This window comes from Sphingomonas jatrophae (assembly GCF_900113315.1).
In the GTDB taxonomy this organism is placed as follows: domain Bacteria; phylum Pseudomonadota; class Alphaproteobacteria; order Sphingomonadales; family Sphingomonadaceae; genus Sphingomonas_P; species Sphingomonas_P jatrophae.
Window position 1 is genome coordinate 1,149,603 of sequence record NZ_FOZG01000001.1, and the last position, 20,897, is coordinate 1,170,499.

At 69.7% G+C, this 20,897-nt stretch carries 24 protein-coding genes and 1 pseudogene; 17 read left to right on the top strand and 8 right to left on the bottom strand.

What is annotated here, in order from left to right:
* Window positions 1-18: 18 nt before the first annotated feature.
* The gene (locus tag BM360_RS05410) at window positions 19-759 is read right to left on the bottom strand and encodes a dienelactone hydrolase family protein (RefSeq protein ID WP_093311903.1); all 741 of its coding nucleotides are present in this window, start codon (window positions 757-759) and stop codon (window positions 19-21) included.
* 75 nt (window positions 760-834) lie between these two features.
* Here BM360_RS05410 and coaBC point away from each other — a divergent pair, with 75 nt between their 5' ends.
* From coaBC to BM360_RS05430, 5 genes are read left to right on the top strand one after another with little or no spacing between them, the layout of a single operon-like run.
* On the top strand, window positions 835-2,016 hold the full coding sequence (coaBC, locus tag BM360_RS05415; protein ID WP_093311905.1) for a bifunctional phosphopantothenoylcysteine decarboxylase/phosphopantothenate--cysteine ligase CoaBC: 1,182 nt from the start codon (window positions 835-837) through the stop codon (window positions 2,014-2,016).
* Entirely contained in the window at window positions 2,006-2,452 is a 447-nt protein-coding gene (gene dut, locus BM360_RS05420) for a dUTP diphosphatase (protein WP_093311908.1), read from the top strand. The genes coaBC and dut overlap by 11 nt, the downstream gene beginning before the upstream one ends.
* Window positions 2,449-2,898, top strand: coding sequence for a hypothetical protein (locus BM360_RS19850; RefSeq protein WP_242653327.1), 450 nt, complete (start codon window positions 2,449-2,451; stop codon window positions 2,896-2,898). The genes dut and BM360_RS19850 overlap by 4 nt, the downstream gene beginning before the upstream one ends.
* Window positions 2,895-3,656 carry a HesA/MoeB/ThiF family protein gene (locus BM360_RS05425; RefSeq protein ID WP_242653328.1) on the top strand — a complete coding sequence of 254 codons (762 nt, stop codon included), beginning with the start codon at window positions 2,895-2,897 and terminating at the stop codon, window positions 3,654-3,656. Before BM360_RS19850 ends, BM360_RS05425 begins: the two co-directional genes overlap by 4 nt.
* The gene (locus tag BM360_RS05430) at window positions 3,638-4,006 is read left to right on the top strand and encodes a DsrE family protein (protein WP_093311913.1); all 369 of its coding nucleotides are present in this window, start codon (window positions 3,638-3,640) and stop codon (window positions 4,004-4,006) included. Before BM360_RS05425 ends, BM360_RS05430 begins: the two co-directional genes overlap by 19 nt.
* Window positions 4,007-4,178: 172 nt before the next feature.
* On the opposite strand, the gene topA is transcribed toward BM360_RS05430, so the two are convergent.
* Complete coding sequence (topA, locus tag BM360_RS05435) at window positions 4,179-6,764, bottom strand: type I DNA topoisomerase (RefSeq protein WP_093311916.1); 2,586 nt, start codon at window positions 6,762-6,764, stop codon at window positions 4,179-4,181.
* Between the two features lie 96 nt (window positions 6,765-6,860).
* A complete protein-coding gene (locus tag BM360_RS05440; RefSeq protein ID WP_093311918.1) occupies window positions 6,861-7,262 on the bottom strand; it encodes a GFA family protein in 402 nt (133 codons plus the stop codon).
* Between the two features lie 115 nt (window positions 7,263-7,377).
* Between BM360_RS05440 and BM360_RS05445 the strand changes: the two genes are divergently transcribed.
* The 3 genes from BM360_RS05445 (at window position 7,378) to BM360_RS05455 (ending at window position 8,854) form a co-directional block, all read left to right on the top strand.
* On the top strand, window positions 7,378-7,938 hold the full coding sequence (locus BM360_RS05445; RefSeq protein ID WP_093311920.1) for a GbsR/MarR family transcriptional regulator: 561 nt from the start codon (window positions 7,378-7,380) through the stop codon (window positions 7,936-7,938).
* Window positions 7,939-8,010: 72 nt separating this feature from the next.
* Complete coding sequence (locus tag BM360_RS05450) at window positions 8,011-8,379, top strand: hypothetical protein (protein WP_093311922.1); 369 nt, start codon at window positions 8,011-8,013, stop codon at window positions 8,377-8,379.
* 52 nt (window positions 8,380-8,431) lie between these two features.
* Complete coding sequence (locus BM360_RS05455; protein ID WP_093311925.1) at window positions 8,432-8,854, top strand: hypothetical protein; 423 nt, start codon at window positions 8,432-8,434, stop codon at window positions 8,852-8,854.
* Here the strand turns inward: BM360_RS05455 and dprA are convergent.
* Together dprA and plsY are read right to left on the bottom strand one after the other, a co-directional pair.
* On the bottom strand, window positions 8,841-9,941 hold the full coding sequence (gene dprA / locus BM360_RS05460) for a DNA-processing protein DprA (RefSeq protein WP_093311928.1): 1,101 nt from the start codon (window positions 9,939-9,941) through the stop codon (window positions 8,841-8,843). The two genes, BM360_RS05455 and dprA, sit on opposite strands and share 14 nt — an antisense overlap.
* A 1-nt stretch (window position 9,942) precedes the next feature.
* Complete coding sequence (gene plsY / locus BM360_RS05465) at window positions 9,943-10,560, bottom strand: glycerol-3-phosphate 1-O-acyltransferase PlsY (protein WP_423228896.1); 618 nt, start codon at window positions 10,558-10,560, stop codon at window positions 9,943-9,945.
* 117 nt (window positions 10,561-10,677) lie between these two features.
* Here plsY and murI point away from each other — a divergent pair, with 117 nt between their 5' ends.
* The 4 genes from murI to BM360_RS05485 all read left to right on the top strand — a co-directional run bounded on the left by murI (window position 10,678) and on the right by BM360_RS05485 (window position 13,959).
* Complete coding sequence (gene murI / locus BM360_RS05470; RefSeq protein ID WP_093311934.1) at window positions 10,678-11,475, top strand: glutamate racemase; 798 nt, start codon at window positions 10,678-10,680, stop codon at window positions 11,473-11,475.
* 106 nt (window positions 11,476-11,581) lie between these two features.
* Entirely contained in the window at window positions 11,582-12,796 is a 1,215-nt protein-coding gene (gene hemA / locus BM360_RS05475; protein ID WP_093311943.1) for a 5-aminolevulinate synthase, read from the top strand.
* A complete protein-coding gene (locus tag BM360_RS05480) occupies window positions 12,796-13,098 on the top strand; it encodes a YciI-like protein (RefSeq protein WP_093311946.1) in 303 nt (100 codons plus the stop codon). The genes hemA and BM360_RS05480 overlap by 1 nt, the downstream gene beginning before the upstream one ends.
* A 111-nt stretch (window positions 13,099-13,209) precedes the next feature.
* A complete protein-coding gene (locus BM360_RS05485; RefSeq protein WP_131819187.1) occupies window positions 13,210-13,959 on the top strand; it encodes a GGDEF domain-containing protein in 750 nt (249 codons plus the stop codon).
* A 93-nt stretch (window positions 13,960-14,052) separates the two neighbouring features.
* Here BM360_RS05485 and uvsE read toward each other — a convergent pair whose 3' ends face one another.
* Window positions 14,053-15,210, bottom strand: coding sequence for a UV DNA damage repair endonuclease UvsE (gene uvsE / locus BM360_RS05490; protein WP_093311952.1), 1,158 nt, complete (start codon window positions 15,208-15,210; stop codon window positions 14,053-14,055).
* Between the two features lie 71 nt (window positions 15,211-15,281).
* Here uvsE and BM360_RS05495 point away from each other — a divergent pair, with 71 nt between their 5' ends.
* A complete protein-coding gene (locus tag BM360_RS05495) occupies window positions 15,282-16,031 on the top strand; it encodes a phosphocholine cytidylyltransferase family protein (protein ID WP_093313794.1) in 750 nt (249 codons plus the stop codon).
* 33 nt (window positions 16,032-16,064) lie between these two features.
* Here the strand turns inward: BM360_RS05495 and BM360_RS05500 are convergent, their stop codons facing one another.
* Both BM360_RS05500 and BM360_RS05505 read right to left on the bottom strand, forming a co-directional pair.
* The gene (locus tag BM360_RS05500; RefSeq protein WP_093311959.1) at window positions 16,065-16,496 is read right to left on the bottom strand and encodes an HIT family protein; all 432 of its coding nucleotides are present in this window, start codon (window positions 16,494-16,496) and stop codon (window positions 16,065-16,067) included.
* A gap of 11 nt (window positions 16,497-16,507) precedes the next feature.
* Window positions 16,508-17,614, bottom strand: coding sequence for a CDP-alcohol phosphatidyltransferase family protein (locus BM360_RS05505; RefSeq protein WP_093311965.1), 1,107 nt, complete (start codon window positions 17,612-17,614; stop codon window positions 16,508-16,510).
* Window positions 17,615-17,693: 79 nt separating this feature from the next.
* Between BM360_RS05505 and BM360_RS05510 the strand changes: the two genes are divergently transcribed.
* From BM360_RS05510 to thiE, 4 genes and pseudogenes are all read left to right on the top strand, one after another.
* Complete coding sequence (locus BM360_RS05510) at window positions 17,694-18,497, top strand: NTP transferase domain-containing protein (RefSeq protein ID WP_093313796.1); 804 nt, start codon at window positions 17,694-17,696, stop codon at window positions 18,495-18,497.
* A 206-nt stretch (window positions 18,498-18,703) separates the two neighbouring features.
* Window positions 18,704-19,210: pseudogene (locus tag BM360_RS20000) on the top strand (amidase family protein); the annotation flags it as partial.
* A gap of 136 nt (window positions 19,211-19,346) precedes the next feature.
* Window positions 19,347-20,111 carry an amidase family protein gene (locus BM360_RS20005; RefSeq protein WP_278247394.1) on the top strand — a complete coding sequence of 255 codons (765 nt, stop codon included), beginning with the start codon at window positions 19,347-19,349 and terminating at the stop codon, window positions 20,109-20,111.
* A 65-nt stretch (window positions 20,112-20,176) separates the two neighbouring features.
* Window positions 20,177-20,869: a thiamine phosphate synthase gene (thiE, locus tag BM360_RS05520; RefSeq protein ID WP_093311967.1), complete on the top strand. Its 693-nt coding sequence runs from the start codon at window positions 20,177-20,179 to the stop codon at window positions 20,867-20,869.
* Window positions 20,870-20,897: the final 28 nt, after the last annotated feature.

The window sequence follows — 20,897 nt, forward strand, 5'->3', positions numbered from 1 at the left end:
ACAACCGCGGTTCGGGCGCTACTTGAGGCAGCGCCCGAACAGCTGCGTCATCGTCCGCCAGTGCCGCTCCGCCCCTGCCTCGTCATAGCGGGCTGAGCCGGGGACGGCGAAGCCGTGCGGCGATCCGGCATAGACTTCGTTGACGAAGTCGCGCCGCGCCTCCGCCAGCATCCGGTCCAGCTCCGGAAGCCGTGCCTCGGGCAGGGTCTCGTCCTTGTCGCCATGGCCGAACACCAGAGCGGCCGAAACGCGCGCAGCGATGCGGTGCGGGCTGTCCTCCCCGTCCACGATCAGGCCGGCGCTGTGATAGGCGGCTGCTGCGGCGACGCGCTCACCGCCCGCCTCCGCCGCGTAGATGGCGTAGGGGCCGCTCATGCAATAGCCGACCACGCCCATCGCCCCGCCCATCGTCTCCGTTCGCGCTTCAAGCGCATCGAGGAAGCGGACCGCGTCAGCGCGCATCACCTCGGGCGTCAGCGTCGCCTTCAGCTTCAGCAGGTTCGGGAACGTGTCGGGATGGTTCGGGTCGGCCGACAGATCCGGCACGGGCGCGCGGCCAAGCCGCCAATAGACGTTCGGCAGCAGCACGGCGTAGCCCTGCCCCGCGAGACGATCCGCCATGCCGTAGAAGGCGTCCCGGGGGCCGCGAATGTCGGTCAGCATCAGCACTTTTGGCCACGGGCCCGAGCCCTCCGGCAGGTGCAGCGTGGCGTCGATCGTGCCGCCGTCGGCAGGCAGGTCGAGTGCAATGCGGGGCATGAACGTCTCCTCCGGTCAGCGCATCCCGACATGCCAGCAGTTGAGGCGGCGCGCCACCGCGGCTAGGGCAGCCGGGTGCAGGGCAAGCGCATCCTCCTGATCGTCGGCGGCGGTATCGCTGCCTATAAGGCGTGCGAGATCGTGCGCCTGATCCGCAAGGCCGGCGGCAGCGTGCATTGCGTGGTCACGGACGCCGCCGCGCAGTTCGTCGCACCGATGACGTTCGCCGCCTTGTCCGAACAGCAGGTCCACACCTCCTTGTGGGATCTGAAGGACGAGGCGGAGATGGGCCACATCCAGCTCAGCCGTCAGGCCGATCTCGTCGTCGTGGCACCCGCCACCGCCGATCTGCTCGCGCGCATGGCCGCCGGCCTCGCCGACGACCTCGCCACCACCCTGCTGCTCGCGACCGACAAGCCGGTGCTCGCCGCGCCGGCGATGAACGTGCGCATGTGGCAGCACCCCGCCACGCGCCGCAACGTGGCACAGCTGCGCGCCGACGGCATCACGGTGCTGGAGCCCGACGAAGGTCCGATGGCGTGCGGCGAATATGGCCCCGGCCGCCTGCCCGATCCTGCGACGATCGTCGCTGCCATCGATGCGGCGCTCGCCCCCGTCCCGCGCCCTCTCGCCGGCCGGCACGTCCTCGTCACCGCGGGGCCGACGCATGAGCCGATCGATCCGGTCCGCTACATCGCCAACCGCTCCTCGGGTAAGCAGGGCTTCGCCATCGCCGGTGCGCTGGCGGCGCTCGGCGCGCGGGTGACGTTGGTCGCCGGGCCGGTAACGTTGGCGACGCCGGCCGGGGTCGATCGGGTGGACGTGGAGACGGCGCGTGAAATGGCAGCCGCGGTCGATGCGGCTTTGCCGGCCGACGTCGCCGTGCTGGTCGCGGCGGTGGCGGACTGGCGGGCGGAGGCTCCAGCCGGGCAGAAGATCAAGAAGGGCGCCGACACGCCCACGCTGACGCTCGCCGAGAACCCCGACATCCTCGCTGGCCTAGCCCGCTCCGACCGGCGCCCTTCCCTGCTGATCGGTTTCGCGGCCGAGACGGAGCATGTGATCGACCATGCGCGGGCCAAGCTGGCGCGAAAGGGGTGCGACTGGATCGTCGCCAACGACGTCTCCGGCAACGTGATGGGCGGCGCTTTGAACCGGGTTCATATCATCACCGCGGACGGCGTTGAGACCTGGGACGAGGCGCCGAAGGATGCAGTAGCCCGGAAATTGGCGGAGCGAATATCGGATGCCCTCTGAAATCGAGATCCGTCTCAAGCGGCTGGAACATGGTGCAGGGCTGCCGCTGCCCGCTTATGCCACAGAGCACGCCGCTGGACTGGACATCGTGGCGGCCGAGGATCTGACGCTGGCGCCGGGCGCGCGGGCGGCGGTCGCGACCGGCTTCGCCATCGCCATTCCGGTCGGCTATGAGGTGCAGGTGCGGCCGCGCTCGGGGCTGGCGCTGAAGCATGGTGTCACCTGCCTCAACACGCCGGGTACGATCGATGCGGACTATCGCGGCGAGGTGAAGGTGATCCTCGCCAATCTCGGGCAGGAGCCGTTCGCGCTGCGCCGGGGGGAGCGGATTGCGCAGCTCGTCCCGGCAGCCGTCCAGCGCGCCGGCTTCGTCGAGGTTGACGCGCTGGATGAAACCGTGCGCGGCAGCGGTGGTTTCGGATCGACAGGTCGATGATCGCCGCGCTCGCCCTTCTGCTCGCGGCGGCACCTGCCACGGAAGAGCCGGTGCCGCCCGTGTCGCGCTGGAACGCCCTGCCGCGGCTGGCCTACCAGGCGGACTACAAGCCGCGCGTGACATGGGTGCAGCGGGCGAATGCGCTTCAGGGCAGCGAAGGCTGCACCATGCCCGCGCCGGTGGAGGGGATCGTGCGGCTGCGCGTGCCGTTCGTCGTGCGGCTCGACAAGGGTGGCAAGGTGCTTCAGGCGCAGGCGGAGATGCCGGGCTGCCCTGCCCTCGCGCGTCTGGTGGAGCAGTTCGCGATGCAGCAAGGCCCCAAGACGCTGCAGCCTCCGGAGGGTGCGGGGCCGCCCTTCTGGCGCGCCAGCTCCTTCCTCGCCGGCTGGCCGGCTGCGCCGCGGATCGAGGCGGAGCCCGTCGCCGACGAGCCGCAGCCCAAGTGAGCCGCTCAAACTCGCTCAGCGACGACCAGCTCGACCGTTACGCCCGCCACATCGTGCTGCGCGAGATCGGGGGCGAAGGGCAGCGGCGGCTGCTCGGCGCGACCGTCGCGATCGTCGGTGCGGGCGGCATCGGATCGCCGGTGATCCAGTATCTTGCCGCAGCCGGGGTCGGCACGCTGCGGGTGATCGACGATGACACGGTCGCCAGGTCCAACCTCCAGCGGCAGACCCTGTTCGCGACGCGCGACGTGGGATCGGGCAAGGTCGCGATGGCGGCCAACGTGGTCCAGCGGCTGAACCCGGACGTGCGGATCGACGGACGGCCGCAGCGGCTGGAGGCGGACAATGCCACAGCGCTGCTGGAGGGCGCCGACGTGGTGCTAGACGGCAGCGACAGCTTCGCCACGCGGCTGATCGTCTCCGACGCGGCGACTGCACTTCGCATCCCGCTCGTCTCGGCGGCGGTCGGGCAGTTCGAGGGGCAGCTGGCCGTTTATCGCGGGTGGGAGGCGGGTGCGCCCTGCTATCGCTGCCTTGTCGGCGAGGCGCCTGAAGGGCCGGACGTGTCCTGCGCGGATCAGGGCGTGCTGGGCGCGCTGACCGGCGTAATCGGCAGCCTGGCGGCGGTGGAGGCGGTGCGCGCGATCGTGCCGTTCGGGGCGGACCCGGTCGGCCGGCTGCTGATCGTCGATGCGCTCGCCTTCCGCTTCCGCACGATCACGCTCGGCAAGGATCCGGGATGCCGGTGCGCGGCCTGACGGTCACGCTGGCGGCGGCAGATCCGGAGCGGCTGCGGGCGGCGCTGAACCTCGCCTGCGCTGCGGCGGCGCTGGGCGGACGGGCGCGGCTGTTCCTCGACGGCAGCGCGGTGGCGCTGGCGGGGGGTAAGCTGGAGAGCGCAGAGGACGGCGCTTATGCCGCGGCGGGGCTGCCGACGCTGGCGCAGCTGATGGACGAGGCGCTGGCGCTCGGGGTGGAGCCGATCCTGTGCCAGAGCGGGCTGCAACTGGCGGGCATCAGCATGGCGACGGTCGATCCGCGCTTTGCCAGCGGCGGGCTGGTGAGCTTGATCGAGACGCTTGGCGAGGATCGGCTGGTGGCGCTCTAGGCGCGCCGTACCTCGGTTAAGTTGACAAAGTTGACACTCAGAGGCCCTTTTCCGACATGGCCGGAGCGGACCCCGGACACGTCGGAACATCGGGTGTGAGTTGCCGCAGCCGGCATGTCAAAGAACCAATCTGGTTCCTCTACCATGCCGAAGCCGACAAGGCCAGCCCCGCTCAGTCCTTCGGCTTGGCCGCCTTCTTCGGTGCGGCCTTCTTGGCCGCGGACTTCTTGGCGGCGGCCTCCTTCTTTGCAGGCTCCTTCTTCGCCGCGGCCTTGCGCGCCGGCTTCTTGCCCTTCGCCGGGCCCTTGGCGGCGCGCTCCTCCAGCAGGCGGAGCGCCTCCTCGGGCGTGAGTGCGGAGGGGTCGGCGGACTTGGGCAGGGTCGCGTTGGTCTCGCCATCGGTCAGATAAGGGCCGAAGCGGCCTTCGAGCAGGCGGACAGGCTTGCCGGTGACGGGCGAGTCGCCGAACGTCGCCAGCGGCTCGCGCGCGGCGCCGCGCTGCGGCCGGCCGCCGCCCGCCGCCGCCTCCGCCAGCTTGACCACGGCGGCATTCATGCCCGTCTCGAACACCTCCGCCGTAGAGGTGAGCCGGGCATATTTGCCGTCATGCTGGAGATAGGGGCCGTAGCGCCCGATCGAGGCGGTGATCGGCTTGCCGCTCTCCGGATGCAGGCCGACCTCGCGCGGGAGCGACAGCAGCCGCAGCGCCGCGTCGAGATCGACCTCGGTCACGTCCTTGGGGATGGACGAGCGCTTCGCCTCCTTGCCGTCGCCGAGCTGGACATAAGCGCCGAAACGACCCGAGCGACGGGAGACTTCCTCACCGCTCACCGGATCGGTGCCGAGGACGACGGGGCCGGTATCGGCACCCTCGCCCTCGCCTGCGCCGCCCTGCGCGAAACGGCGGGTATATTTGCACTCGGGATAGTTGGAGCAGGCGACGAACGCGCCGAAGCGTCCGCCGCGCAGCGCCAGCTGGCCGGCATGGCAGGCGGGGCAGAGCCGCGGATCGGTGCCCTCCCCCGTTTCGGGGAAGAGATAGGGCGCGAGGAACTGGTCTAGCGCGGCAGTCACGTCGCTCGGCCGCTGCTCCATCACCTCGGCGGTCTTCGGCTTGAAATCGCGCCAGAAGGCTTCCAGCACCGCCTGCCACTGGGCGCGGCCGCCCGACACGTCGTCGAGGCTCTCCTCCAGCCCGGCGGTGAAATCATAGGAGACGTAGCGTTCGAAGAAGCGCTCGAGGAAGGCGGTCAGCAGCCGGCCGCTCTCCGCCGGCGTGAAGCGGTTATTCTCGAGCACGACATAGTCGCGATCCTTCAGCACCTGGAGGATCGAGGCATAGGTGGAGGGGCGGCCGATGCCGAGCTCCTCCATCTTCTTGACGAGGCTCGCCTCCGAATATCGCGGCGGCGGCTGGGTGAAATGCTGCTCGGCCATGACCGACTTCTTCGCGGGCGCATCGCCCTCGTGCATGCGCGGCAGGCGGCGGCTTTCCTCATCGCCCTCGTCGTCGCGGCCCTCCTCGTAGAGCGCGAGATAGCCGGGGAAGAGGACGACCTGGCCGGTGGCGCGCAGGGCATGCTGGCCGGTGCCGTCGGTCAGCTCGACGGTCGTCCGCTCCAGCCGGGCCGACGCCATCTGGCTGGCCAGCGCGCGCTTAAAGATGAGGTCGTAGAGCTTGGCATGGTCGCCCGAGCCGGCACGATCGCGGGCGAAATCGGTCGGGCGGATCGCCTCGTGCGCTTCCTGCGCATTCTTGGCCTTGGCCTGATAGACGCGTGGGCGGTCGGGCACGTAACCGGCATCGAAGCGATCGGCGATGGCGTGGCGCGCGGCGGAGATGGCGCTGCCATCCATCTGCACGCCGTCCGTCCGCATATAGGTGATCGCGCCATCCTCGTAGAGCGCCTGGGCGACGCGCATCGTGTGGCTGGCGGAGAATCCGAGCTTGCGCGCGGCCTCCTGCTGCAGTGTCGAAGTGGTGAAAGGCGCGGGCGGATTGCGCGTAAGCGGCTTGGTCTCGACGCTGGCGACGGAGAAGCGGCCGGCCTCCACCGCGGCCTTGGCTGCCTCGGCATCGCCGCCATTGCCGATCGACAGGCGATCCAGCTTCTCGCCCCGCCAGCGAACGAGGCGGGCGCTGAACGGGATGCCGTCATGCTCCATCGCGGCGGTGACGGACCAATATTCCTGCGCGCGGAACGCCTCGATTTCGCGCTCGCGGTCGACGATCAGGCGGAGCGCCACCGACTGGACGCGGCCGGCGGATTTCGCGCCGGGAAGCTTGCGCCACAGCACCGGCGAGAGGGTGAAGCCGACGAGGTAATCCAGCGCGCGGCGGGCGCGATAGGCGTCGATCAGGTCGCCATCCAGCTCACGCGGGTTCGCCATCGCATCGAGCACGGCGGGCTTGGTGATCGCGTTGAAGGTGACGCGTCGGACGTCCTTGGGCAGCGCGCGGCGCTTCTTCAGCACCTCCTGCACATGCCAGCTGATCGCCTCCCCCTCGCGATCAGGGTCGGTGGCGAGGATCAGCGTATCGGCGCCCTTGGCCTCGTCGGCGATGGCCTTCAGCTGCTTGGCCTTGTCGGCATAGGCCTCCCACTCCATCGCGAAGCCTTCGTCCGGGTTCACGCTGCCATCCTTGGGCGGCAGATCGCGGACATGGCCGTAGGAGGCGAGGACGCGGTGACCGGGCCCGAGATACTTCTCGATGGTCTTGGCCTTGGCGGGTGATTCGACGACGACGAGCTTCATGGGGCGTCCGTATAGAGGGCTTACGCGTACGTGCGAGGGTGGGGATCGCCGGAGGGGGCCGTCAAGCGGGGGCGCGCAGACCGGCGAGGCAGTGCGTCACCACCAGAGATCGCGCACCGTCTTCCCATCTGACGGCATGTCCTCGAATGTGTTCAGCCCATCGAAATGGTCGATCGGCAGGTGCGCCACGTCGTCGAGTGACGCCAGGCGCACGTTCACGGCCATGCGCCGGCGGCCATCGGCCTCAAGGCGCAGGCCACGCCATGCGACCACGCCAGCGCAGGTAGGGCAGAACAGGATCTCGAGCGCCGGATCGGCCTTGCCGGGGCGACGGAAGGCGGACGTGTCGCCCCGGATCGCGATCCGCTCGCGCTCATAATCATAGGCCCACAGCGCGCCGTAGCGATGGCAAAGCGTGCAGTTGCATGCCGTGACCGGGCCGGGATCGCCCGAGAAGGTCCATCCGGTAGCGCCGCAATGACAGGATCCGCTCAGCATTCCGCCCCTCCGCTGCAGCGCTGTCTATCCTGCCGACGCGGCTCACGCCATCGAGGCGTTGACGAAGCGCGTTTCATCAGTCATTTCTGTTTTTACAGAAATTAGTGAGTCGTCGATGCCGCTGATGGATCATCCTGCCGTGCAGAAGTTCGTGCTGCACTGGGGCGAGATGGGCTCGCAGTGGGGCGTGAACCGGTCGGTCAGCCAGATCCATGCTTTGCTATACCTGTCGGACCGGCCGCTGCATGCGGAGGAGATCGTCGAGGCGCTGAGCCTTGCGCGGTCCAACGTGTCCACCGGCCTCAAGGAATTGCAGGGCTATGGCATTGTCCGTCGCACGCATGTGCCGGGCGACCGCCGCGATCATTTCGTCGCGGAGACAGACCTGTGGGAAATGCTGTTGCGCATCGCCGCCGAGCGCAAGCGCCGCGAGATCGACCCGACCATCGCGCACTTGGCCGAGCTGGCGCGCGAGGCGGAGGCGGATGGCGCACTGCCGCCGCATGTCCGCCAGCGGATCGCGCGGATGCATGAGTTCATCGGCACCCTGTCCGGCTGGTACGAGCAGGTGCGCGGCCTGCCCAAGCCGACGCTCGTCGCGTTGATGAAGCTGGGCGGCAAGGTGGCGCGCTTCGTCTCGCCGTTCGGACGCAAGGGAGATGCGGCGGCGGACTGAGGTCGGCCCACGATGGGCCGGACTGTGCCAAATTCTTTCTGTTTTTACTGAAGCAAGCGAAGGAGACGACCAATGACCGAGATCGCCTATCTGCTCTATCTCGCCATCACGCTCGGCATCACGGTCTGGGTCGCGCGCACGCTGTCGCACAACGGCATCGTCTTCCTGCGGCAGTGCTTCGGGCAGGATGCGGCGCTGGCGGAATCGACCAATCACCTGCTGGTGGTCGGCTTCTACCTCGTCAATATCGGCTTCATCACGCTGACGCTCAGCCTGGGGGCGGAGCCGCACACGGTGGCGGATGCGATGCGCTTCCTCAGCACCAAGGTGGGCCTTGCGGTGCTGGTGCTGGGCGGCATGCACTTCTTCAACATGGGCGCGATCGCGCGGTTCGGCCGCAAGGTGAACGGCTGGCTGGCACAGCGGCTGGCAGTGGCGTGAGGCGCGGCGGGGCGGCTGGGAGGCCGCCCTGCTTGCTTGTGGGAGTGGGATCATGAGCGACACGGGCTACCGCTACAACTTTGGGGCCGCGGTGATTGCATGCGCTGTCGCCGGGCCGATCTTCGTCGGCGTGCTGGCGGCGGGAGCGTTTGTCGATGCGGCGAGTTCCCGGCCGCTGCCGGTCGGAAACATCTTCGGCAGCGTGGTCCCTGCCTTGGCCATCTTGCCGCTGACCGGACTGTTCGGCGCGGTGCTGGCCTGCCTGCCGGTCGCGCTCGGCACCACCGCGCTCACCTTTCTCGCGCGGCGGTATGAGGCGGCGGCGGCATGGGGAGTGTGGATCGGCGCGGGGGTGGCCATTGCTGGCGGCGCCGGGCTGCTGGCGAGCCGGACCTCGCCCGAGCCGATGTTGGCGCTCGCTTTGACCGGCGCGGCCTGTGCGGCGATCGCGCGGCGGGGGCTCAGGCGAGGCTGACGCGGCCGCCGGCGTGGCGTTCGAGGCGGCCGGCGAGCTCGAGTTCGAGCAGCACCGTCTGCACGGCCGCCGGGCTTTCGCCGGCGAGGCGGACGATCTCGTCCACCGGCACGGGGACGGGGCCGAGCAGGTCGGTGATGCAGCGACGCGTCGATTCGGCGACGTCGGTGGCGACGGGCGCGGCATCGAAGCGGCCGGCAGGGGCAGCCACGCCGGGGTGTAGGGGGCTCAGCGCTTCGAGGATGTCGGCGGCGGACTGGACGAGCGTCGCGCCCTCGCGGATCAGCAGGTTGCAGCCCTGCGCCCGCGCATCCAGCGGGGAGCCGGGCACCGCCATGACCTCCCGCCCCTGCTCGGCCGCCAGCCGCGCGGTGATGAGCGAGCCGGACTTGGGCGCGGCCTCGACCACCACGGTGCCGGCGGACAGGCCGGCGATGATGCGGTTGCGATGCGGGAAGTGGCGGCCGCGCGGCTCGGTGCCGGGCGGCATTTCGGCGACCAGCAGGGCGGCGCTCGCGATCTCCTCCTGCAAGGCGGCATTTTCGGGCGGGTAGGCGACGTCGATGCCGCCCGCGATGACCGCCAGAGTGCCGCCCTCCCCGCCGAGGGCGCCGCGATGGGCCGCGGTGTCGATGCCGCGGGCAAGCCCGGAGACGACGCAACGCCCGCCTGCCGCGAGTTCGGCGGCGAGCTGGCGGGCGAAGCGGATCGCGGCGGCGGATGCGTTGCGCGCGCCGACCATCGCCACCATCGGCCGATCGAGCAGGCGCAGATCGCCGCGGACGATCAAGGCGGGCGGCGCCGTCTCGATCTCCGCCAGCGCGGCGGGATAGAGGCCGCGGCCGAGGAACAGGTAACGCGCGCCCAGCGTCTCGACGCGCGCCATCTCCCGCTCCACCTGCGCGGCGGGCGGGGGCACGGGCGCGGCCCCGCCCCCGCGGCGGGCGAGATCGGGCACCGCGGCAAGCGCGGCCGCGGGCGAGCCGAAGCGCAAGAGCAGCTGGCGATAGGAAACGGGGCCGATGCCGGGCGTGCGGATCAGCCGCAGCCGGGCCAGCCTGTCGTCGGGCGCGTCCGCCTCGGCCAAGTCAGCCTTCGGCCGACGAGGTGCCGGAGCGGCCGCCGACGCGCGGCTCCTCGCCCGCCATCAGCCGGTCGATATTGGCGCGGTGCTTCCACAGGACGAGCAGCGCCAGCGCGATGAACAGGAGGACCAGCGAGAAATTGCCGAACCAGGCGGCGGAGACCGGCGCGGAGATCGCCGCGCTCATGCCCCCGACCGACGAGATGCGCGTCGCGGCGAGCGACAGCAGCCAAACCGCGGCGAAGACCAGCCCGGTCGGCCAATGCAGCGCGAGCACGACACCGAGCATCGTCGCCACGCCCTTGCCGCCGCGGAAGCGCAGCCAGACGGGATAAAGGTGCCCCAGGAACGCGCCCGTGGCGGCGAGCGGTGCCCAATCCGGCTGGATCGCCCCGGCGACCAGCACCGCCACCGCGCCTTTGGCGGCATCGAGGATCAGCGTGGCGGCGGCCAGCCCCTTGCGGCCGGTCCGCAGCACGTTCGTCGCGCCGATATTGCCGGAGCCAATCGCGCGCAGATCGCCCGCGCCCGAGGCCCGCGTGAGCAGCAGGCCGAACGGCACCGCCCCCAGCAGATAGGACGCGATCAGCGTCACCAGCGCGCCGATCCACGGCGTTGTCAGAAGCGAAACGTCCCCCACGGATCGGACCATAGCGGGAACGGGGCCGAAGCTCAAACCACATGGATCATTGATCTGCCGGTACGTGCATCTGCCCCGCGCGACGCTATAGGCGGCGGCATGGATGCGGACCGCCCTCTCCTCTTTTTCGATTCCGGCGTGGGCGGCCTATCCGTCCTTGGCCCCACGCGCGCGCTGCTGCCGCGGGCGCCGGTCGTCTATGTCGCGGACAATGGCGGCTACCCTTACGGCACCAAGAGCGAGGCGGAGATCGCCGCGCGCGTACCCGCGCTGCTCGGCCGGCTGGCGGAGCGGCATGCGCCCCGACTGGTGGTGATCGCCTGCAACACCGCCTCCACCATCGCGCTCGACGGCGTGCGCGCGGCGCTGGACCTGCCCGTCGTCGGCACGGTGCCCGCGATCAAGCCCGCCGCGCTCGCCTCGCGCAGCCGGGTGATCGGTGTCTTGGGCACGGAGGCGACGGTGCGCCAGCCTTATGTCGACCGGCTGTCCGCACGCCATGCGGCGGACTGCACCGTGATCCGCCACGGCTCTGCCGCGCTGGTGCGGCTGGCGGAGGCGAAGCTGGCGGGTGAGCCGGTGTCCGCGGCGGAGGTGGCGGCGGCGGTCGCGCCGATGATCGACCATCCGGAGGCGGCGGCGCTCGATACGGTGGTGCTGGCCTGCACCCATTTCCCGCTGCTGGCAGACGAGCTGGCGGCGGCGTTCGGGCCGCAGGTCGGCTTCGTCGATGGCGGCGCTGGCATTGCGCGCCGCGTGGCGTTCCTGACCGAGGGGCAGCCCTGGCCGGAGACGCCGGCACCCGGCATAGCCCTGTTCACGCAAAGCTTCTTGCCGCCCGCCGGGTTGGCCGCAAGCCTTGCCCGGTTCGGCCTGGAACAAATCGCAACGCTGTGATTTGCGCTCGCTCTAATCGAGCTTCTTCGCTCACGCCACGGTGGTCAAACGTCTCCGGCGACGCTATGTCGCGGGCGATCTGACGGGGCGAAGAGGCTCTAGGCGAGTGGATTATCAGCGCGTTTTCACGCAAGCGATCGACCGGCTGCATGCCGAGGGGCGCTACCGCGTGTTCATCGACATATTGCGCAACAAGGGGGCCTTCCCCAATGCGCGCTGCTTCCACGGCCATAACGGGCCCAAGCCGATCACCGTCTGGTGCTCAAACGATTATCTCGCGATGGGGCAGCATCCCAAGGTGATCGCGGCGATGGAAGAGGCGCTGCACGATGTCGGCGCGGGCTCCGGCGGCACGCGCAACATCGGCGGCAACACGCACTACCATATCGATCTCGAGTGGGAGCTGGCGGACCTGCACGGCAAGGAGGCCGCGCTGCTGTTCACCTCCGGCTACGTCTCGAACGATGCGACGCTCTCCACCCTCGGCAAGGTGCTGCCGGGCTGCATCATCTTCTCGGACGAGCTCAATCACGCCTCGATGATCGCGGGCATCCGCAATTCGGGTTGCGAGAAGCGCGTGTGGCGGCACAATGATCTCGCCCATCTGGAGGAGCTGCTGGCAGCAGCGGACCCCGAGGCGCCGAAGCTGATCGCGTTCGAGAGCGTCTATTCGATGGACGGCGATGTCGCGCCGATCCACGCCATCTGCGACCTTGCCGACAAGTATAATGCGCTGACCTACCTCGATGAGGTCCATGCCGTCGGCATGTATGGCCCGCGCGGCGGCGGCATCTCCGACCGCGACGAGGCGGCGAAGCGGCTGACGATCATCGAGGGGACGTTGGGCAAGGCGTTCGGCGTGATGGGTGGCTATATCGCCGCCGATCGCACCGTGATCGACGTGATCCGCTCCTACGCGCCGGGCTTCATCTTCACGACCAGCCTGTCGCCCGTGCTGGTGGCCGGCGCGCTGGCGAGCGTGCGGCACCTCAAGGCCTCGTCCGAGGAGCGCGACGGCCAGCAGGCGGCAGCGGCGCGGCTGAAGGCGATGTTCGCCGGAGCGGGCCTGCCTGTGATGGATTCCACCACGCACATCGTGCCGTTGATGGTGGGCGATCCGGTGAAGGCCAAGCGGATCAGCGACATCCTGCTCGCCGAATATGGCGTCTACGTGCAGCCGATCAATTATCCGACGGTGCCCCGCGGCACCGAGCGGCTGCGCTTCACCCCCGGCCCGTCCCACGACGAAGCGATGATGCGCGAGCTGACTGCCGCGCTGGTCGAGATCTGGGACCGGCTGGAGATGCGCCAGGCGGCGTGATGGCGCACTGGCTGCTCAGCTACACGCTGGCACCCGATTACCTGGAGCGGCGCGCGCAGTACCGCCAAAAGCATCTGGTGCTCGCCTGGGCCGCGGCGGAGCGGGGCGAGCTGCTGCTGGCGGGCGCCGTCGGCGATCCGGTCGAGGATGCGCTGCTGCTCTTTTTGGGCGACGGCCCGGAAACGGCGGAGGCCTTTGCCGCGGCCGATCCCTATGTCTGCGAAGGGCTGGTGACCGGCTGGCGGGTGCGGCGCTGGGCGACGGTGGCTGGCCGGGATGCGGCGACGCCCGTACGCCCCTGAACGCGGCCCAGCATGGCACGGCTGCCATCCTGTATTTTGCAGATCTTCAGCAGAAATTAGGGTGTTAGGCGCTAGCTCGCCGCTTCGCGAAGCGCAGGGGCCGGCACGATCTTGAGCACTCACAGCCCTGCCCGACTGTCGATCGAGGGAGGCGCCGCCTTCCTGCTGGCGACGGCTGTGACGATCGCGTGCGTGGTGAACGGCTGGTTCGACCACCTCTGCATGACGCTCCGCCGCAGCGAGCGATATGAGCTCGATGAGTTCGTCGGCGCGGGCGCTGTCTTCATGACGGTGACCGCGATCATGCTCGCCCGGCGCGAGTGGCAGCTGCGCGGACAGCTGAAATTCGTGGCCGAGCAGGAGCAGACCGCGCGCGAGGCGGCGCGCCACGATTATCTGACCGGCATCCCCAACCGGCTCGCTTTGGTCGAGCGGCTGGACGACATGGCGGGCGAGGAGACGGCGCTGCTGCTGATCGATCTCGACGGCTTCAAGTCGATCAACGATCGCCACGGCCATGCCGGCGGCGACGAGGTGCTGAAAGAGGTGTCGCGTCGGCTGATGAAGATCAGGGCGAGCGAGCGTGGCGGCTTCGTCGCGCGGCTGGGCGGCGATGAGTTCGGCTTTCTCCTGCATGTCCAATCCGCCCGGGACGCACAGGCGGCGATGCGCCGGATCGCGCGCGATCTGGCCAGGCCGATCCATCTGCCGGAGGGCAGCGTCACTGTCGGGGCCTCGATCGGCAGCGCCACTGCAACCGCGGGGCGGATCAATGCCGACACGTTGCTACGGATCGCGGACACGGCGATGTACGACGCCAAGCACGCGCGGCAGGCACCCCGGCGGGTTGGGACAGCCTGAGCACATACCATCGTTGCCGGGCCGGGATCTGAGACCCGGCGCGCGTATCTAGGCCGAGCCTCCGGTCTTTCGCTCGGGCGACGATGGCGACTGCTACTCCGCCGCCATCAGCCCTTCGTCCACGTCCTGCGTTTCCTCGGTGGCGACGCCCTGTTCCAGCGCGGCTTCGTCGGCGGCGAGCGCGGCGGCATCCTCGGCATAGAGGCCGAACCGCGCGGCGACGTCGGGGGCGTAGCGGAGGAGGTCGGGGCGGAGCTTGATCAGGCTGACGTCCTTGGACTTGCCCTCCAGCATCACGTCGAATTCGAGCCCGTCGGCGTCGCGCATGAAGCGGCTGAATTCGAAGGGATTGGTGAAATCGGCATGGCCCGTCCAGATGGGCGGGCGCAGCACCGTCTTCACACGGGCGGTGGGCTTGACGACGCTCTTGGTCAGCTCGCCCTTCTTCGGTGCCTTGCCCGCCTTGGCGGCGGCGCGCTGCTTGGGGGTGATCGCCTGCTTGACCTCGCGCATCTCGGTGCGGGGCGACGAAAAGTGGATCTTGGGGCGGACGCCCTCGGGCCAGGTGGCGAGGAACTTGATCAGCGTCTCGCGCATGTCGAGCCGCTCGGGATTGAGGCACCAGAAATGCTGATAGTCGAAGATCAGGCGGACGCCGGTACGCTCGTGGATCCAGAGCACGTCCGCGGCGGAGAAGCGGATGTCGTCATTCTCGAGGACTAGGCGTGCCTTGACGTGATCGGGGCACTGGTTCCAGCCGTCGATCCAGCGGGCGCGGGCGGCATCCTTGTCGTCATAGACGCCGCCGACATGCGTCACCATGACCGCTTCCGGGCCGCAGCCCATCCGGTCGAGGATCTCGGCCTGCGACGAGAAATCCCAGATCGACTTGGCGGTGATCTTCGGATCGGGTGAGTTGAGCAGGACATATTGCGAGGGGTGGAAGGACAGGCGAATGTCCAGCGCCCGCGCCTTCGCGCCGAAGGCGGCGAGTTCGGCATCGGCCTCGCTCAGCTGGTTGTGGAATTGCGGCAGATCGGGATGCGTCGCGTAGGGCGCGAGATCGGACGACAGGCGATACATGTGGATCCGCTCGGCCGCGAGGTGATCGAGGATCTTGTCGACATGGTCGAGCGAGCATTTCAGGTGCGGGTTCTTCTGCCAGCGGCGCGTATCGTTCGATTTCAGGCCGGGCTTGGCCATCACCTTGACGGGAATGCCGAGACGGAGGGGGCGCGCTGGATCGGTCATCGGGGGCCAACGTGCGGCAATCGCCGAGGCTCCGCCATAATGCCGCCACGGACATGACGGACGAGCGCGCGATGACGATCGACAAGGCCATCATCCTTTCCGCCGGCAAGGGCTCCCGCCTGCTGCCGCTGACCGAAGACACGCCGAAGTGCCTGCTCGACTGTTCGGGCAAGACGCTGCTGGAGTGGCAGCTGGACGCGCTGTTCGCGGGCGGCTTCACCGAGGCGGTGATCGTGACCGGCTTCCGCGAGGACAAGGTGGAGCGCGTGGCCGAGGCGCAGCGCGCCGCCGGGCGGGCGGTGACGACCCTGTTCAACCCCTTCTACCATGTCGCCGACAATCTCGGCTCGATCTGGATGGCGCGGGGTGCGTTCGATCGCGACTGCGCGGTGCTGAACGGCGATACCTTGATCTCGCCCGACATCGTGCGGCTGCTGCGCGAGGGTGCGGCGGCGGACGCGATCACGCTGTCGGTGAACGAGAAGGACGACTTCGACGCGGACGACATGAAGGTGCTGCGCGAGGGCAGCCGCCTGCTGCGCGTGGGCAAGACGATCGAGGCGTATGACGCGGAGTCGATCGGCTTCATGGCGTTTGCCGGTGCGGGGCGCGCGGCGTTCCTCGCCGAGGTGGAGGCGTGGATGCGGCGGCCCGAGGGGGTGACGAGCTGGTATCTGAAGGCGATCGACCGGATCGCGGCAGGCGGCATCGTCGGCACCGTCGCGATCGGCGAGGCGGCGTGGCAGGAGGTGGATTTCCCGCCCGACCTGGTGGCAGCGAAGGCGCTGACGGCCAAGTGGGCCGTAGCGGGCGGGTTCTAGGCCCCAGCCTGCGCTGGGGCGGCGGCTGTCAGTTCAGGCGGGCCAGTGGCCCTTCAGCCAATCGCGCAAGGTGACGATCTGGTCGGGGGTGAGCGTGGTCGCGTCGCCCAGCGCGGGCTGGCCCGGCCAGCCTGCGTCTGTGAGCGTCAGGCCGTGCGCGGCGCGCTGCCCCTCGTAGCGGGGCAGGACGTGATAGTGGACGTTGGGATCCACCATCATCAGCATCAGGTAATTGAGCTTGTCATAGGCGACGGCAGCGCAAAGCATCGCCTCCAGCCGCGGAACCGCCTCGCCAAGATCGGCGAAGGCGGCGGGCGGCAGATCGGCGAATGCGGTCGCGTCCGACTTGGCGGCGAGAACGAGGCTGCCGAGCGTCGGCTGCGCCGGGCGGAGGAGGACCAGCCAATGCGCGGTCTCAGCAACCAGCGTGGCGGGCCAGCCGAACTTCTCGATGGTGGGGTTCATGCGCGGTGTCCTCAATCGAGCCACGAGATGACGGCACGTCCCTGCGAGCGGGCAATGAGTGCCTGGATGAGCTGGATCATGTGCACGGCGAGCGAGATCGCCGTCCACCATGCGACAGCGACGATGCCGAGATCGGGGCGGGCGAACAGCATGGCGGCGAACAGGATCACCATGTTCGGATTGCGCCGCGCGGTGATCAGGCGGAACTGCGAATCGATCCGCCGCCAGACGTGGATGTGCATGCCGCCGAACAGGCGCATGAACGCCCCCTCGATCAGCCGCTGGACGACGTAGCCGCCGAGGATCACCGCCAGCACCCACGTCACCGTCTCCGCCGGTAGCGGCCTGCCATAAGGCGTCAGGCCCCAGATCCACGCGACCCACCAGAAGGGCGGATGGATGAGATCGATGCCGTGATCGAAGACGTTGCCCCATTTGGAAGAGGTTATGGTGCAGCGCGCAAGCTTCCCGTCGACCGTGTCCAGCACCATCAGCACCATGCCCGACGCGATGCCGGCCCAATACCAGCCGTAAGCGAACAGGAAGGTGGCGGCGACGCAGGCGATGAAGCCGACGAGCGTCACCTGATTGGGCGTGATGCCGAGATGCGCGGCGGCGCGCGTCAGGTGAAAGGCCCAGCGCGGCCAGAGATATTTGGTGAGCAGATCGGTGACGCCCTTGTAGCTCGCCGAATAGCTCGCCTCCTGCAGCGGGCGGACCGTCTCGGGCAGCAGCCGATCGACGAATGGGCGGATGCGCTTGCGCAGCGCCGGGTTGACCAGCTCGGGCTTGTCCTCCCCGGCCAAGACGTCGAGCCCGGCAACATCGGCGGGCGCCATCGCCGCCATCGCCGCGGCGACCGCGGCGGCCCGGCCGGGATGCGGCACATGCGCGAGGACGGGCACGCCGCCGAGTGTCAGCACCATGCCGGGATGCGCCGCGACATGGCGCAGCCACAAAGGCTCGAAGGCGAAGGCGGCGTTGGCGAGGATGGTGGCGGAGGCGGGCGCATCGACCAGCCCGAGACCCTGCGCCCGCGCGATGCGGGTTATCCGTTCACGCCCGGTCAGGCTCCACAGGCGCGCTGGCGCGTCGCCGACGATCGCGATGTTCATCATGGATCGCGTCGCTAGCGATGCGGCGCTGCCAAGTCACCAGCGGTTGCCGCGGGGCCCGGCGATCTGGCAGAGCGGCGCGATGCCCTCCCCTCCCCCGCGATCCGGCTGGACCGCCATCGTGCTCGCCGGCAGCCGGCCCGGCCCCGATCCGTTCGTCGAGGCGCAAGGCGTCCGGTCCAAGGCGCTGATCGACGTGGGCGGCAAGCCGATGCTGGGCCGCGTGCTGGAGACGCTGCTGGCCGTGCCGGAAATCGCGCGCATCGTCGTGCTGGCGCAGGCACCCGAGGCGCTGCTGACCGGGTCGCTGGCCTGGGCGGCGACGGAGCCGCGGATCGGATGCCATGCCAGCGGCGCGGGCATCTCGACTAGCATTGCAAGCGTGGCGGGCAGCGCGGCGGCGCCGTGGCCACTGCTCGTCACCACGGCCGATCATCCGCTGCTGACGGTGGCGACCGTGCGCGAACTGCTCGCTGGTACCGAGAACGTCGATCTTGCGGTCGGCATGGTGGAGCGGCGCGTGGTGCTGTCCGCCTATCCAGGCAATCGGCGGACGTGGCTGAAGCTGTCCGACGGCGCGTGGACGGGGGCCAATCTGTTCGCGCTGGCCGGGCCCGAGGTGATGCCGGCCCTGTCGCTGTGGTCGGGGGTCGAGCAGGATCGCAAGCGCGTGTGGCACGTCTTCCGCGCCTTCGGCTGGCCACTGTTCGCGCGGGCGATCACGCGGACGATCGGGCTGAAGGCGGCGATCCGCAAGGCGGGCGGGCGGCTGGGCATGACGGCGCGGCTGGTGCCGCTGAGCCAGGCGGAGGCGGCGATCGACGTCGACAAGCCGACCGACCTCGCGCTGGCGCGCGAGATCGTGGCGCGGCGCGAGGGGCGGTAGGAAGCCGCTTTCCAACAGCTTGCCACCTGGGCCAGCTTGGCCGGATGTTTCATCGAGTCGCACTTCTTGCCGCCCTCCTCTGTGCCGTTCCGGCGGCCGCCGCGGTGACGGTTGAGGAACGCTCCATCGCCGGGTTGCAGGCGATGATGGCCAGGGGTGTCTCGGCGGAGAGCATCACGCGTGCCTATCTATCCCGGATCGCGGCGATGGACCGGCGGGGGCCGGCGCTGCACGCGGTGATCGCGGTGGCACCCGATGCGGTGGCGCAGGCACGCGCGGCGGATGCGCGGCGCAAGGCCGGACGCCGGATCGGGCCGCTCGACGGCGTGCCGATCCTGATCAAGGACAATATCGAGACGCGCGAGATGGCGACCACGGCGGGCAGCCTCGCGCTCAGGGACAATCGCACGGGACGCGATGCGCCGCTGGTCGCAAGGCTGCGTGCGGCGGGTGCGGTGATCCTCGGCAAGACGAACCTGAGCGAATGGGCCAACTTCCGCTCCAGCCGGTCGATGAGCGGGTGGAGCGCGGTGGGCGGGCTGGTGCGCAACCCCTATGCGCTGGACCGGACCGCGTGCGGCTCCTCCAGCGGATCTGGCGCGGCGGCAGCGGCGAGCTTCGCGGCGGCCGCAGTGGGGACGGAGACGGACGGGTCGATCATATGCCCCTCCTCCAGCAACGGGCTCGTCGGGCTGAAGCCGTCGACGCGGCTGGGCGAGAAGGACGGCATCGTCCCGATCAGCCCGAGCCAGGACGTGCCCGGGCCGATGGGGCGCAGCGTGGCGGACGTGGCGGCGCTGTTCGAGGTGATGAGCGGGTCGCCCGCGCCGCTGTCCCCGACAGCGCTGCGTGGCGGACGTGGCGGCGCTGTTCGAGGTGATGAGCGGGTCGCCCGCGCCGCTGTCCCCGACAGCGCTGCGTGGCGTGCGGGTGGCGGTGCTGCGGCCGGCGATGGCGGCGGACCTGGCCGAACGGTTCGACGCGGCCTGCAAGGCGCTGCAAGCGGCGGGCGCGGTGCTGGTGCCGGTGGAGCGGCCCAAGACCGAGACGCTCGGCGAGCAGGAATATCTGGTGCTCAAGACCGAGTTCAAGGCGGCGGTCGCGGCCTATCTGGCCAAGGCGGCACCGGCGGTGACCGCGCGCGATCTGGACGCGCTGATCGCCTTCAATCGGGCGCATGCGGGCGAGGAGCTGCGCTGGTTCGGGCAGGAGCTGTTCGAGGAAGCGGCGCAGACCAAAGGGCTGGACGATCCCGCCTATCGCGCCGCACGGATCATGAGCCGGCGGACCGCCGCGGCGGCGATCGATGCGATGCGCTTCGCGGCCAAGGCGCAGTTCATCGTCAGCCCGAGCGGCGGGCCGGCATGGCTCTCCGATCCGGTGAACGGCGACCAGTCGAACGGGCCGAGCGCGAGCCGCCTGCCGGCGGTGTCGGGCTATCCGCACCTGACCGTGCCGATGGGGCTGGTGCGCGGATTGCCGGTGGGCCTGTCCTTCTTCGGGCCGAGCGGGCGGTCGGGCGAGGCCCGGCTGCTGGCGGCGGGCTATGCGTTCGAGCAGGCGGCGAAGGCGCGCGTCGCGCCGCGTTACCTCCGGACGATCGCCGCGGAGTGAGCGGGCGACGTGCCGGATGACGGCGCGGGGTGACGCGGGGCGGCTTGCGGCACTACATAAGCGGCATGACCGACGATCTGCCCGATGACGACCTCCGCCTCGATCCCGATTTCGCGCATCGATTCGAGGCGCAGCAGCGGCCTGCCTGCCAGCTCTACCTGATCTCGCCGCCCGCGATCGATGCGGGCTTCCGCGACTCTCTGGCGCGGGCGTTCGACGGTGGACCGGTCGCGGCGTTCCAGCTGCGGCTGAAGGGCATTGACGAGCATCGCATCGCCGCCGCGGCCGAGCCGATCCAGCGGCTTTGCGCGGAGGCAGGCTGCGCGTTCATCGTCAACGACAGCATGGGGCTGGCCAAGCGGATCGGCGCGGACGGCGTGCACCTGGGGCAGGAGGATGGCGATCCGCGCGATGCGCGGGCGCTGCTCGGGCCGACGGCGCAGATCGGCGTGACCTGCCACGACAGCCGCCACCTCGCGATGGAAGCGGGTGAAGCCGGCGCCGATTATGTCGCGTTCGGCAGCTTCTATCCGACCACCACCAAGGAGGTGCGGCACCGGCCGGAGCCGTCGATCCTCGGCTGGTGGTCCACCCTGTTCGAGCTGCCGAGCGTGGCGATCGGCGGGATCACGCCTGACAATTGCGGACCTTTGGCAGCGGCGGGCGCGGATTTCGTGGCCGCGAGCGGCTCTGTCTGGAACCACCCGGACGGGCCGGATGCCGCGGTGCGCGCATTCGTTGCGGCACTGGCGCGGTAAACGCTCCACAACGGACCCAAAGCCGCGT

Coding starts and splice junctions, on each gene's coding strand:
- BM360_RS05410 (WP_093311903.1), bottom strand. CDS start 759: ATGCCCCGCATTGCACTCGACCTGCCTGCCGACGGCGGCACGATCGAC.
- BM360_RS05430 (WP_093311913.1), top strand. CDS start 3,638: ATGCCGGTGCGCGGCCTGACGGTCACGCTGGCGGCGGCAGATCCGGAG.
- BM360_RS05455 (WP_093311925.1), top strand. CDS start 8,432: ATGAGCGACACGGGCTACCGCTACAACTTTGGGGCCGCGGTGATTGCA.
- murI (WP_093311934.1), top strand. CDS start 10,678: ATGGATGCGGACCGCCCTCTCCTCTTTTTCGATTCCGGCGTGGGCGGC.
- dut (WP_093311908.1), top strand. CDS start 2,006: ATGCCCTCTGAAATCGAGATCCGTCTCAAGCGGCTGGAACATGGTGCA.
- BM360_RS05445 (WP_093311920.1), top strand. CDS start 7,378: ATGCCGCTGATGGATCATCCTGCCGTGCAGAAGTTCGTGCTGCACTGG.
- BM360_RS19850 (WP_242653327.1), top strand. CDS start 2,449: ATGATCGCCGCGCTCGCCCTTCTGCTCGCGGCGGCACCTGCCACGGAA.
- BM360_RS05495 (WP_093313794.1), top strand. CDS start 15,282: ATGACGATCGACAAGGCCATCATCCTTTCCGCCGGCAAGGGCTCCCGC.
- uvsE (WP_093311952.1), bottom strand. CDS start 15,210: ATGACCGATCCAGCGCGCCCCCTCCGTCTCGGCATTCCCGTCAAGGTG.
- thiE (WP_093311967.1), top strand. CDS start 20,177: ATGACCGACGATCTGCCCGATGACGACCTCCGCCTCGATCCCGATTTC.
- BM360_RS05500 (WP_093311959.1), bottom strand. CDS start 16,496: ATGAACCCCACCATCGAGAAGTTCGGCTGGCCCGCCACGCTGGTTGCT.
- BM360_RS05450 (WP_093311922.1), top strand. CDS start 8,011: ATGACCGAGATCGCCTATCTGCTCTATCTCGCCATCACGCTCGGCATC.
- BM360_RS05480 (WP_093311946.1), top strand. CDS start 12,796: ATGGCGCACTGGCTGCTCAGCTACACGCTGGCACCCGATTACCTGGAG.
- BM360_RS05510 (WP_093313796.1), top strand. CDS start 17,694: ATGCCCTCCCCTCCCCCGCGATCCGGCTGGACCGCCATCGTGCTCGCC.
- topA (WP_093311916.1), bottom strand. CDS start 6,764: ATGAAGCTCGTCGTCGTCGAATCACCCGCCAAGGCCAAGACCATCGAG.
- BM360_RS05505 (WP_093311965.1), bottom strand. CDS start 17,614: ATGATGAACATCGCGATCGTCGGCGACGCGCCAGCGCGCCTGTGGAGC.
- BM360_RS05440 (WP_093311918.1), bottom strand. CDS start 7,262: ATGCTGAGCGGATCCTGTCATTGCGGCGCTACCGGATGGACCTTCTCG.